The sequence below is a fragment of the Alteromonas algae genome (assembly GCF_049117195.1).
GTDB lineage: Bacteria > Pseudomonadota > Gammaproteobacteria > Enterobacterales > Alteromonadaceae > Alteromonas.
The window spans coordinates 1,462,118-1,475,228 of sequence record NZ_CP185260.1; the positions used below are offsets into that span (position 1 = coordinate 1,462,118).

Here is a 13,111-nt window from a genome sequence, read left to right on the forward strand (position 1 = left end):
CTGATTTGGCGCGCTTAAACGCCAATATCAACAAGCCAATGCATAATATTTAGTAAAAACGATTCGTTTTGCCCCGCTCCGCTAGACGTCATCCCGAGGATATTTCCCATTGTGGTGTCGCGTTGAGATGAAAACATCATTCCTTCAGAAAATACAGCAACGCGACCTTTACCTAGTGTTAGAACGGCACCTTGACTCCACCCGTCGATAGCAATTCTTGGTGTTGTGGCATTTACTTGAAATGGTATGGCTGGCTCGATGGATATTGCGTTCCTGCCAAGGTTAAGTAGCGATAGCGCGTTTTTCGGAACTGTAAATGCAGAGCCGCCAAATGTTTTAACATGAGTGACTTGCGTATAGGCTGGCTTGGTAGTGCTTTGGTGTTGAATATAGAAAGGCAACGATTGCGTGTTACTGAACTGGGCTATACCATTTTTACTCGTCGGGCTTTCTTTTGGATAAGTGGTGATATGCGCCGTGAGAGAGCGGTCTGTTTTTCTGAAAATCGCGCTTTTTACGTGCCCATTGCTAAACGTAAACCCAAGCGACTGCGCCAGGTTTTCTATCACTTTGGGGAAAGGAGTATGGTCTGCAATTAACATCAGTGCCCCACCTTTTGCTACCCAATCGGTAATGGCAGTCACCTCGTCACTATGTAGTGCCTGATTATAAGGGGGAAGCCAATCTTTTCGTGGTTTGTCGAGGGCGTTAGCAATAACTAAAACATCTGCTTGGGATAACGTCTTTTGCGTAAATTTTTCAGTATTGGCCCGCACGATAAACCCGTCGCTACGCAGCACCTGTGCGAAAGGCTTATATCTGCCCGTAATCGATAAGAAATTGTTGTGTGCATTGTCTACGATAACCGTAGGGCTATGGTGAGGGGCAAAACTCGATACGGTGTTTTTGGGTTTAAAACTAGGATCTGCTTGCTGAGGACTTTCGGAGCAAGATGTCAGAACCATGATAAAGAAAATAGCGGTTAACCAGTTAGGGTGGGGCATCGACAACTCCTTGTGACAATCTGCACGCAACGTGAGCAGAGTAACATTGCACTGCAAACCGCACCATTAAGGCCAGTAAATTTCTTTTTCGTTTTTGCAAAGTTTACAAAGTATCTCATGAAAAAAATAAAATTTTGTTATGTATTAAAGCGTTGGGTTTGGAGTCATTCTTGCTTAACTATGAGTAATTATTCGTAAACTAGGCATATCTTAATGACTGAAATCTCCCAAAGTGTATATATTGCTTTCTTTTTGTATTTAGTAATGTTGTTGGTTCAATGGGCCGTTGCAACCGTGAGTAAGGCTAAGCAACCTAACGCGGTACCGGGAAAAATTGACAAAACACTTTCGCACGATAGCTTCGTGTTCAGGGCTCACCGAACTTTTCACAATACAATTGAAAATAGTCCGCTCTTTATTGGTACTGTCTTATTTTCGTTCTCGCTGGGCTACCAAGGTCTATGGTTTGCGGGGCTGGTTTGGCTGTATTTACTCGCCCGTGTTGTTCATATGGTGCTCTACTATGTTATCGCAACTGAAAAAAATCCAAGCCCACGCAGCTATTTTTTCTTGATTGGCTTAGTTGCAAATATCGCGTTGCTCGTGCTTTTAGGGATAAGGCTTATTTAGAAATTTGGGCGTGACGGTAAAATTAAATTTATTTTTTTTCAATGGCTTAATTAATCTACGCCTGAAGTCTTATACGTTACACAGGGTAGGGTGCGTTACGGTAAGCGAAAGGATTCGTTGCCGGACACCAACATGACATATTTATCTGAATATAGCGCCTCTACCAATGAACCAGAGCAATTTTGGCTCGAGAAATCGCAAGCGTTACCCTGGTTTACCTCGCCACCAGGTGCCTTATCAATTGATAATAACCAATATCATCAATGGTTTGCAGGTGGGAAGCTTAACACGAGTTATCTTGCACTAGACCATCATGTTATCGCCGGACGGGGTGATAAGACCGCGCTTATTTATGACTCGCCCGTTACTAATACGACCCAGTATTGGAGCTATTTAGAATTGCTTGATGCTGTAGCAACGTTTGCCGGTGCTTTGGCGCGCTTGGGGGTAAAGAAAGGCGACACGGTGGTGATTTACATGCCGATGATCCCGCAGGCCACTATAGCGATGCTTGCGGTGGCAAGGCTGGGCGCGATTCATTGCGTGGTATTCGGTGGTTTTGCAGCAAAAGAACTTGCTGTAAGAATTGACGATGCGAAACCTGCGGTGCTCGTTACTGCGTCTTGTGGTATTGAGGGTAAAAAAGTACTGGCTTATAAACCCTTGGTTGATGAGGCTATTTCACTTAGTAAATATAAACCATCTAGCTGCGTAGTATTTCAGCGTCCTAATGTAACCGCTGACCTAACGCCTTACTATGACTATGATTGGCATCATCTCACAGAAACAAGTGAACCGGCTGAATGCATCGAGGTTGATGCGACAGACCCTCTTTATGTTCTTTATACATCGGGCACTACCGGAAAACCAAAAGGTGTGGTTCGTGATAATGGAGGCCATGCTGTGGCGCTGCATTATTCGATGGAGGCTATTTATGGTATTAGCCAAGAAGATGTATTTTGGGCTGCCTCGGATGTGGGCTGGGTGGTTGGTCACTCTTACATTGTTTACGGGCCGTTGATTAAAGGCGCGACCACGGTGTTATACGAAGGAAAGCCCGTTGGAACACCTAACGCGGGCGCGTTTTGGCGCGTTGTTGAAGCACATAAGGTCAATGTATTGTTTGCAGCGCCAACTGCGTTTCGCGCTATCCGAAAAGAAGATCCTAATGGACAGCTTATCGAAAATTACAATCTTTCGTCGCTGCGCACGATATTCATGGCAGGCGAGCGTTTAGACCCACCGACATACTATTGGACGGTCGAGAAAACCGGTAAGCCTGTTATCGATCATTGGTGGCAAACTGAAACCGGCTGGCCTATTTGCTCAAATCCTGTTGGCGTTGAAATGTTAAAGACAAAACCAGGATCGTCAAGCGTTCCAACACCTGGTTTCAACGTTAAGGTGCTTAACGCTAGCGGTGCAACGGAAAAAACCAATCAAAAAGGGGCAATCGCTGTATCTCTGCCGCTACCTCCGGGATGTCTATCAACTATTTGGCAAGATCATGAGCGTTTTAAAACGGGTTATTTAACCGAGTTTGAAGGGTACTACAGTACAGGTGACAATGGTTATATAGACGATGATGGCTATGTTTTTATTATGGGGCGCACCGACGATGTGATTAACGTAGCAGGGCACAGGTTATCTACCGGAGAGATGGAAGAGGTATTGGCATCGCATCCAGCGGTAGCAGAATGCAGTGTTATTGGTATTGCCGATAAATTAAAAGGGCAAAGTCCGGTAGGGCTTGTTTTATTAAAAGATGGCGTCGATATTGACGAGGAAACGTTAGAGCATGAACTGGTTAAAGCGGTTCGAGAGACTATTGGGCCGGTGGCAAGCTTTAAACGAGCCATTGTCGTGAAGCGCCTACCAAAAACAAGGTCGGGTAAAATATTGCGCAAACTGTTGAGGCAAATTGCTGCAAACGATGCGTTTTCTATTCCATCGACCATTGATGACCCTGCCAGTGTTTATGAAATCGCGGCATTGATGCAAGATAAAGGGTTAGTCGCTGAACCTGTACTTGAGTAACAATGCACAATAAAAAAGAGAGGCAACACTCTCTTTTTTATTGTGGAATATTTTGGGTTAAAAATAGTCGTCTACAACAGGCACAGGAGGATAGATTTCAATGGCATAGTACAACGCGCCTGCAACACACAATGAAATAATAACAGCCAAAAGCATGCGAGAGCTTTTGATGCTGTAATCATTTGTACGCTTTTTTCCGTGTAACATTGCTGGCACTAGAGGCTGCTTTTTATAAAAGGTATAAAAGGTTATGGCGCCAATATGAAGTGCTATCACATAAATAAGTGTGTCAAACGCGACATGATGTAGCCAATTCATCACCTCGATAGTATCGCTATCAGCCATTTGCCTATATGGGCCATCTAAAAATACATCGTCGGTCATAAATAACCCTGATATGCCCTGTACCACAACAAGCACCAACATGATAACGACAAACCAACCGCCCAAAGGGTTATGACCCGCCGTCTGGGCCGCTTTTCTTGAAAATAATGTTTGTATGTATTTAACGACGGAAGAAGGACCGGTCACAAACTGTGAAAATCGTGCATACTTCGGCCCTATGACACCCCAAATGATGCGAAAAGCAATGAGGCCGAGCGTAAAGTAACCGATATAGAAATGCCATTGAACCGCATTATCCAACCACGCTGCAGTCACATATTGGGCCATTAGGCTGGCTACTAATAACCAGTGAAAAAGTCGGGTGGGAAGATCCCAAATTAACGCTTTTTTCATCATCATTGAGTCATTCGAAGTAATAGTAATATGCTATCGAAGCGTAACCATAAACACGAGCCTTTTGTTCTTATTTTTGTCCTGTGCACCGAAAACTATTGCAGGAGCAGCAAAGCCCTACTAGCTTAAATGGACTGCTTTTAGTCTCAAACGTTATAACATTCACATTGCAATAGTGCCCTTATTTGGCAAAATGCCTTATATCGTTTATGAAATAAGAAAATTGATAATGAAAGTAGGTTTGTTTGGCGCCAATGGTCGCATGGGGAGAGTGCTCATAGAAGCACTGGATTTAAGTGAAGACACAGCGTTAAGTGTTGCAACCGTGCGCGATGACTCTGCGTGGGTGGGTATGAATGTGGGTGAGTTGGCCGGCATTGGTAAAAAGCCAGTCGCGTGTAGCCCAATCTCTTCGCTTAAGCAAGACAGTGCTGATGTCATGATTGATTTTACCCTACCAGCGGTCATTGAAAATAATTTAGCGTGGTGTGTTGAGAACAAGATGCCTGTAGTGATTGGAACAACAGGTCTCAATGATGCTCAGCTTGCCGCGCTTGATGACGCAGCTAAGCATATCCCTATTGTTTTCGCAGCTAATTATAGTGTTGGCGTAAACCTGATGCTTTCACTGGTCCGTCAAGCGGCCAGCGTATTGGGCAATACTGCTGATATCGAAATCACAGAAGCACACCATAGATTTAAACAAGATGCGCCTTCAGGTACTGCAATGGCCATTGGTGAAGCGATTGCTGACGAGCTAGGCCGCGACTTAAAAACCTGTGCAGTCTATGGGCGAGAAGGTAAAGAACCAGAAAGAGACCAAGGTACTATTGGCTTTGCGACCGTTAGAGCAGGAGATATTGTAGGTGAACATACCGCACTGTTCGCCGATATCGGTGAAAGGTTAGAAATTACGCACAAAGCATCTAGCAGACTGACCTTTGCGAAAGGCGCTGTTCATGCTGCACAATGGTTGCATGGCAGAGAACCTGGCCTATACTCAATGGCACACGTACTTGGTTTGCCGTCGTAAGTGGGTTCAAAATGCGTTGATGAACGAAGAGGCATCGTGATGCGGTCTTCTTCTGTGCATTAAAATTAAACACTAAGCTGTGGTTTTGGCGGTTCTAAACCAAAAAGGTTGTTAAAGCGGTATTTTACTAAATAAATGCAAATAAATTAGACATTTTCCGAGAGTCATGTATACTCGCCGGAATTTGCCAGAATTTCGCTTTTTGAAGCTTGAAACTAAGCTGAAGAACGCGGTTTTATTAGCTGCAAAGATCGTAAAAACGGGGTGTGTTTTTTCACTTCTCCCGTTTTTTGTGGGGTTTGAACAGGAAACTGTGCAAACGCATAGTTATCCTTAATCTGGAGGTTGACTTGGCTAATTCTGCCCTTTTGGTGTTAGAGGACGGTTCTGTTTTTAAAGGTACGGCGATTGGTGCGCAAGGCTCCGCCGTTGGGGAAGTTGTTTTTAATACTTCCATGACAGGCTATCAAGAAATTATTACCGATCCATCCTACGCTGAACAACTCATCACACTTACATATCCACACATTGGCAATACTGGCGCTAACGAAGAAGATGTCGAAGCAGATAAAATCTGGTCGAAAGGCCTTATCATTCGTGACCTACCGCTTGTTGCTAGTAACTTTCGTTCACAACAATCATTATCTGAATACCTAAAAGCCAAAGGCGTAGTAGGTATTGCCGATATCGATACTCGCCGATTAACACGTATTCTTCGTGACAAGGGCGCGCAAAACGGTTGTATCATTTGTACAGATAGCTTAGATGAAGCAGATGCATTGGCACAAGCTAAAGCATTTCCTGGGCTAAAGGGTATGGATTTAGCGAAAGTGGTTAGCATCACCGAGCCAAAAACATGGACAGAAGGAAGCTGGCAACTGGGCGAAGGTTACGTAACACCAAGTAATCCAAAATATCATGTTGTTGCTTATGATTATGGCGTAAAGAATAACATCCTTCGCATGTTAGCTGACCGCGGCTGTAAAATTACGCTGGTACCCGCGCAGACGTCAGCACAAGACGTATTGGCGATGAATCCAGATGGTGTATTTCTCTCAAATGGTCCTGGCGACCCAGAGCCCTGCGACTACGCCATCACCGCAATAAAAGCGATTGTTGAGACGGGTACGCCGGTATTTGGTATTTGCTTAGGTCACCAACTTTTGGCGCTAGCAAGTGGTGCTAAAACAGTGAAGATGAAGTTTGGTCATCATGGCGCTAACCACCCAGTTAAAGATCTGAAACGCAATGTGGTTATGATCACAAGCCAGAACCATGGTTTCGCGGTAGACGAGTCTAGCTTACCTGAAAACTTAGAAGTTACTCACGTTTCACTATTCGATAAGTCGTTGCAGGGTATACATCGCACAGATAAACCTGCCTTTAGTTTCCAAGGTCATCCGGAAGCTAGTCCAGGTCCGCACGAAGCGGCGCCTCTATTCGACCATTTTATTGAACTTATCGAACAACATAAGCAGTAGGAACGCGTTACTATGCCTAAACGTACAGACATTAAAAGCATTCTTATAATAGGTGCTGGCCCTATTGTTATTGGTCAGGCCTGCGAATTCGACTATTCAGGTGCTCAAGCCTGTAAAGCCCTTCGTGAAGAGGGATATCGTGTCATTTTGGTGAATTCAAACCCCGCCACGATTATGACCGACCCTGAAATGGCCGACGCTACGTATATTGAGCCTATTCACTGGGAAGTAGTACGTAAGATTATTGAGAAAGAGCGCCCTGATGCGATCCTCCCAACAATGGGTGGGCAAACCGCATTAAATTGTGCACTTGACCTTGATAAACATGGTGTACTTGCCGAGTTTGGTTGTGAACTTATTGGCGCCACGGCTGATGCGATTGATAAAGCAGAGAACCGCGAGCGTTTTGATAAGGCAATGAAAAGCATTGGCTTAGAGTGTCCTCGTGCTGAAATTGCTCATACGATGGATGAAGCGCACGATGTCCTAAGCCGTATAGGTTTTCCATGTATTATTCGCCCGTCGTTTACAATGGGTGGAACGGGCGGCGGTATCGCGTATAACATTGATGAGTTCAATGAAATATGTAATCGCGGTTTAGATTTGTCGCCTACGAGTGAACTGCTTATCGACGAATCGTTACTTGGTTGGAAAGAGTACGAAATGGAAGTGGTACGCGATAAAGCAGACAACTGCATTATTGTGTGCACAATCGAAAACTTCGACCCGATGGGCGTCCATACAGGTGACTCAATCACCGTAGCACCAGCACAAACGCTAACTGACAAAGAGTTTCAGCTTATGCGTAATGCTGCAATGGCAGTGCTACGTGAAATTGGCGTTGAAACGGGTGGCTCTAACGTACAGTTTGGTATCGATCCGAATACTGGCCGTATGGTTATTATCGAGATGAACCCGCGCGTGTCTCGTTCTTCAGCGCTTGCTTCAAAAGCGACAGGTTTCCCTATCGCCAAAGTCGCTGCGAAACTTGCTGTAGGTTACACGCTTGACGAATTAGCCAACGATATTACCGGGGGCTTAACCCCAGCATCATTCGAGCCTTCGATTGATTATGTTGTGACTAAAATTCCTCGCTTTAACTTCGAAAAATTTGCCGGTGCTAATGACCGTCTCACGACGCAGATGAAGTCGGTGGGTGAGGTGATGGCAATCGGTCGTAACCAGCAAGAGTCTCTGCAAAAAGCGCTTCGCGGCCTAGAAGTGGGTGCTAATGGATTAAACTCCATGGTTGACCTTGATGACCCTGAGTCACGCAATAAAGTCATTTATGAGCTTCGCCAACCAGGTGCAGAGCGTATTTGGTATATCGGCGACGCCTTTAGAATGGGAATGAGTGTTGAAGAGGTATTCAACCTTACCAATATCGACCGCTGGTACTTAGTACAACTTGAAGACCTTATTCTTTTGGAAACAAAAGTCGCTGAACTTGGTTTACCAGGTATTGATGCTGACTTTATGCGTTCGTTAAAGCGCAAAGGCTTCTCAGATTCACGACTTGCAGAGTTAACCAAAGTCGCCGAGAGCGATATTCGTGAAACACGCCGTAGCTTTGGAATTTCACCGGTTTACAAGCGTGTTGATACCTGTGCCGCAGAGTTTTCTACCAGCACAGCGTATATGTACTCTACGTATGACGAAGAGTGTGAAGCTGCACCTACGGATAATGAAAAAATTATGGTGTTGGGTGGCGGCCCTAACCGAATTGGTCAAGGTATCGAGTTCGATTATTGCTGTGTTCACGCGGCATTGTCTATGCGTGAAGACGGTTATGAAACGATTATGGTCAACTGTAACCCTGAAACAGTTTCAACCGACTACGACACATCAGACCGCCTTTATTTTGAGCCGGTTACGCTAGAAGATGTACTCGAAATTGTTGCGAAAGAAAAGCCAAAAGGCGTCATCGTTCAGTACGGTGGTCAAACTCCGCTTAAATTAGCACGGGAACTTGAGGCTGCAGGCGTTCCAATTATGGGGACGTCGCCAGAAGCTATCGACCGTGCGGAAGACAGAGAACGTTTCCAGCAAATGGTAAACAAACTCAGTCTAAAGCAACCTGCGAATGCGACGGTAACTAACGTCGAGCAAGCATTATTGATGGCTGAAGAAATTGGCTTCCCACTTGTTGTTCGCCCATCCTATGTATTAGGTGGTCGCGCAATGGAAATTGTTTATGACGTTAAAGATCTGAAAAGGTACTTAACCGAAGCGGTGAAAGTGTCTAACGACGCACCAGTCTTATTAGACAGGTTCCTAGACGATGCCATTGAAGTTGATATTGATGCAATATGCGACGGAAAAGACGTTGTTATTGGCGGCATTATGGAGCATATCGAGCAAGCGGGTGTTCACTCTGGTGATTCTGCGTGTTCGTTACCGCCTCACTCACTGCCTAAAGACATTCAGGACACAATGCGAGAGCAAGTGCGTGCAATGGCCTTAGAACTTGGTGTGGTTGGGCTTATGAATACGCAGTTCGCCATTAAAGACGGCGAGGTGTACCTTATTGAGGTTAACCCTCGCGCTGCGCGTACCGTTCCTTTTGTATCGAAAGCGACGGGCGTACCATTAGCAAAAGTTGCTGCTCGCGCAATGGCCGGTGTGAGCTTAGCTGACCAAGGCGTAACAGAAGAAGTTATTCCTCCGTTCTATTCGGTTAAAGAAGTTGTCCTGCCGTTTGCTAAATTCCAAGGTGTCGACCCACTTCTTGGGCCTGAAATGCGCTCTACGGGTGAAGTAATGGGGGTAGGTGACTCGTTTGAAGAAGCCTATGCGAAAGCTAACCTTGGCGCTGGTGCACCGTTACCAAAGTCTGGTAAAGCGCTTATTTCTGTCCGCAATAACGACAAGTCGAAAATAATCGAGTTGGCGAAAGTACTCGTGGAGGCTGGGTTTGATATTGAAGCCACTCGCGGTACTGCGACAACGCTTTACGACGCAGGCATTAAGAGCTCTGTTGTTAATAAGTTGTCGGAAGGGCGCCCGAATATTGTCGATGCTATCAAAAATGGTGAATACGCTTATATCATCAATACTACTGAGGGACGCAAGGCCATTACTGACTCAGTATATATTCGTCGTGAAGCGTTGCTTAATAAAGTAACTTACACCACAACGATGAATGCAGCGTTTGCAACGATTAGAGCTAAGTCTGCTGATGACCGAAATAAAGTCGCATCAGTGCAAGAGCTTCATGCAAGGCTTAAACACTAATGACATGATGATGGATACGCGGTATCCTTTCATTATTACATTTGTGTGAATCAAAAAAAGTGCGCCTTATTGGCGCACTTTTCTGTTAAATATTTATCAGCCAGATGAGACTGTATCCATGAGTCAGTATCCTATGACAGCGCGTGGCGCAAACTTATTGCGTGACGAATTAAATGAACTTAAAACCAAAACTCGCCCTCGTATCATCGCCGATATCGCTGATGCGCGTGAGCATGGCGATTTGAAAGAGAACGCGGAATATCATGCTGCACGAGAGCAACAAAGCTTTTGTGAAGGCCGCATCCAAGATATTGAAGGTAAGCTTTCTAATGCTCAAATTATTGATGTCACAAAAATGGATAACAACGGCAAAGTCATTTTCGGCACGACCGTAACTATTTTAAACGTCGATAGTGAAGAAGAGACAACGTACCGTATTGTTGGTGATGATGAAGCGGACATCAAAAATAACCTTATTTCGGTAAACTCGCCGATCGCTCGTGGCCTTATCGGTAAGCAGCTAGACGATATGGTTACGATTAAGACGCCTGCTGGCGCCGTCGAAGTCGAAATAATTGAAGTCGAATATGTCTAATTTGACAGAGTATCAAGAAGAAATAAAACACCGCTCACTGTAGCGGTGTTTTTTTATGTAGCCCTTGCGTTAGCCTGTGCGCCTGATGCAACAGATAGTCAAACTCCCTCTTTTGTTAAAATTATTTAACGCTTAACGCAGCGATACACTGGCTAGTTTTACGACAGCTTCTATACTTTTTGACAATACGTCACATAAGACGGTCAACTCGCCCTCTATTTTATTGTTGGTTTTAAGCGTAATTGACAGTGCTGGTCTTAAATACAGTTCAATAGTGTGGGGCTACCTTTACCCTTGGTTCCTTTATGCAACGGAGTGTGAGAACGTGTTTCTTCTGAGAAAATTATCAATTCTACAACTCACTATTATCAGCGCTAGCGTGCTTGCTATCTCTATAATATATCTGGCATATAGAGATGTACGGGGGTCTTACTCAACGACGCACTATGCAGAACAAGATGTCCAAGTGATTGCCCTCATCGCAGCTGTGGAGCGAGTTGCGCATCACCATGCCGTCGAACGGGGGTTGACTGCTGGTTTTTTAGGGAATCCGTCTGATGACGCGAAGAGACGCGTTTCTGCGCAGCGAGAGAAAGCTGATAGCGCTGTATCCACACTCTCTGCGCTTATACGCAATGAACAATTAGAGCAGATTAATGTTGATAATATTGTTGCCCCCCTACTTGAACACATTGAGAGTAAGTCTGAGGTTAGGCGTGAAGTAGATAGCGTTAATGGTAAACGCGCTTTTTTATACTACAGTAGCTTAAATAGTAAAGCGTTAAGCGCCGCAAACCGGCTTACGATAGAAATTAACAATACTGATGCAAAACAATATTTATCACAGGTTTTATTGCTTGCCCAATTAAAAGAAAAGCTTGGGCAGCGACGAGGAAAAATTAATGGTGTGCTTGCAAAACGTAGCATATCAGCACCACTTAAAAATGAAATAATGGGCTACGAGAATGAGATTGCCTATCTATCGAAAAAGCTTACATTAAACCTTGAAACGAGTACACGAAGCGCGTTTAGCACGTTAATGGCAAACAGTAATTCCCGAAACATTGAGGGTATTACCCAGTCAATATTATCAGGCTCTGTAGATTTTGACCGGTTACCGCCAAGTTCGGAATGGTTTTCTATGGCGAGCGCGCAAATCGCTGACGTTGCGAACTTCTTGAAGCACGCCGTTGAAAACGTGGAGAGCTTTACCGTAAAACAACGTGATGATGCTAATTTTTCACTAGCGATTACTTTTATTGTCATTGCCTCCGTCTCGATATTTTTAGTTTTAGTGTACAAAACATTGCTGTCTATTCTCCATCGTCAGCTCTCAATACTTGTCAATAACCTCGAAAAAATAGCAAATAACGGCGACCTTACCATTGACGTCACAATGAAAACAGACAACGAACTTGGGCAAATATCCCGTTCGGTAAATTTAACGATTTTGGCCCTTCGAGATTTAATTCGAGGGTTAGATCAATCGGTCGCCGCCAGCTCGAGACTGTCGGGCGAGTTAGAATCGTCATGCAAGGCAATGGTATCCGATGCGAGTAATACACAACAGTTGACGACGAGTATCGCATCAGCCATCGAAGAGATTTCGATGACAAGTCGAGAAATCGCGCAGTCTTCATTTGAAACATTATCGGCCAGTAAGCAGCTAGAGTCTCTGGCTAATGAGTCACTCGATGCAAATGAAAAGGTGAGATCGACAATGGATTCGTTAAGTAATGATATGAAGGGTGTTCAAGCGAATGCAGCAGCGATGGAACAGCAGGTTACCGAGATTGGCGCAATTTTGGAAACCATTAATGCGCTGTCTGATCAAACAAATTTACTTGCACTGAATGCGGCGATAGAGGCTGCAAGAGCAGGAGATCATGGGCGGGGATTCGCCGTAGTCGCAGACGAAGTTAGGCAACTTGCTCAGCGCAGTCGCGCGTCTTCAGATAAAATTTCAGGGCTGCTAACAAGCTTACAAGGTGCCAGTGTTATCGTCGTCAACGACGTAAATAAAAACACTGAAGCCGTCATGCAGTCAGTTAATATTTCAAATGACGGGCGAGTTATCGCTGAAAAAGTAAAAGCGGCGTCTAGTAACGTAGAGGCAATGGCAAATAATATGTCGTCGGCTGCTGAACAACAGTCTATTACCATGCAAGAAGTGGCCAAGGATGTGGTAGAAGTCGAAGAGGCAGCGACACATGAGGTATCGATAGCCACAGAATTGTCGGCACTATCAGATAGAATGAAAGAAAATAATTTGATGCTTCATAGAACGATGGAAAACTTTACCATAGATTAAAATGCGTTAGGTGTGTCGATTCATTCGCGTTATGCTTTTATTTCTTTC

9 protein-coding genes are annotated in these 13,111 nt (G+C 44.7%); 7 read left to right on the forward strand and 2 right to left on the reverse strand.

What is annotated here, in order from left to right; genetic code table 11:
* Positions 1 to 14: 14 nt before the first annotated feature.
* Positions 15 to 1,004, reverse strand: coding sequence for a DUF4350 domain-containing protein (locus ACOJRU_RS06560; protein WP_421134232.1), 990 nt, complete (start codon positions 1,002 to 1,004; stop codon positions 15 to 17).
* 213 nt (positions 1,005 to 1,217) lie between these two features.
* On the opposite strand from ACOJRU_RS06560, the gene ACOJRU_RS06565 reads away from it, so the two are divergent.
* Both ACOJRU_RS06565 and ACOJRU_RS06570 read left to right on the forward strand, forming a co-directional pair.
* Positions 1,218 to 1,634: an MAPEG family protein gene (locus ACOJRU_RS06565; protein WP_421134233.1), complete on the forward strand. Its 417-nt coding sequence runs from the start codon at positions 1,218 to 1,220 to the stop codon at positions 1,632 to 1,634.
* A 132-nt stretch (positions 1,635 to 1,766) separates the two neighbouring features.
* Positions 1,767 to 3,671 carry a propionyl-CoA synthetase gene (locus tag ACOJRU_RS06570; RefSeq protein ID WP_421134234.1) on the forward strand — a complete coding sequence of 635 codons (1,905 nt, stop codon included), beginning with the start codon at positions 1,767 to 1,769 and terminating at the stop codon, positions 3,669 to 3,671.
* A 57-nt stretch (positions 3,672 to 3,728) separates the two neighbouring features.
* Here ACOJRU_RS06570 and ACOJRU_RS06575 read toward each other — a convergent pair whose 3' ends face one another.
* Complete coding sequence (locus ACOJRU_RS06575) at positions 3,729 to 4,415, reverse strand: cytochrome b/b6 domain-containing protein (RefSeq protein WP_421134235.1); 687 nt, start codon at positions 4,413 to 4,415, stop codon at positions 3,729 to 3,731.
* Positions 4,416 to 4,638: 223 nt separating this feature from the next.
* Here ACOJRU_RS06575 and dapB point away from each other — a divergent pair, with 223 nt between their 5' ends.
* From dapB to ACOJRU_RS06600, 5 genes are all read left to right on the forward strand, one after another.
* On the forward strand, positions 4,639 to 5,442 hold the full coding sequence (gene dapB, locus ACOJRU_RS06580; RefSeq protein WP_421134236.1) for a 4-hydroxy-tetrahydrodipicolinate reductase: 804 nt from the start codon (positions 4,639 to 4,641) through the stop codon (positions 5,440 to 5,442).
* Positions 5,443 to 5,792: 350 nt separating this feature from the next.
* Entirely contained in the window at positions 5,793 to 6,923 is a 1,131-nt protein-coding gene (gene carA / locus ACOJRU_RS06585) for a glutamine-hydrolyzing carbamoyl-phosphate synthase small subunit (protein WP_421134237.1), read from the forward strand.
* 12 nt (positions 6,924 to 6,935) lie between these two features.
* Positions 6,936 to 10,157 carry a carbamoyl-phosphate synthase large subunit gene (gene carB, locus ACOJRU_RS06590; protein ID WP_421134238.1) on the forward strand — a complete coding sequence of 1,074 codons (3,222 nt, stop codon included), beginning with the start codon at positions 6,936 to 6,938 and terminating at the stop codon, positions 10,155 to 10,157.
* Positions 10,158 to 10,275: 118 nt separating this feature from the next.
* Positions 10,276 to 10,752, forward strand: a complete 477-nt coding sequence (greA, locus tag ACOJRU_RS06595) for a transcription elongation factor GreA (RefSeq protein ID WP_421134239.1) — start codon at positions 10,276 to 10,278, stop codon at positions 10,750 to 10,752.
* 325 nt (positions 10,753 to 11,077) lie between these two features.
* Positions 11,078 to 13,063, forward strand: coding sequence for a methyl-accepting chemotaxis protein (locus ACOJRU_RS06600; RefSeq protein ID WP_421134240.1), 1,986 nt, complete (start codon positions 11,078 to 11,080; stop codon positions 13,061 to 13,063).
* Positions 13,064 to 13,111 lie beyond the last annotated feature (48 nt).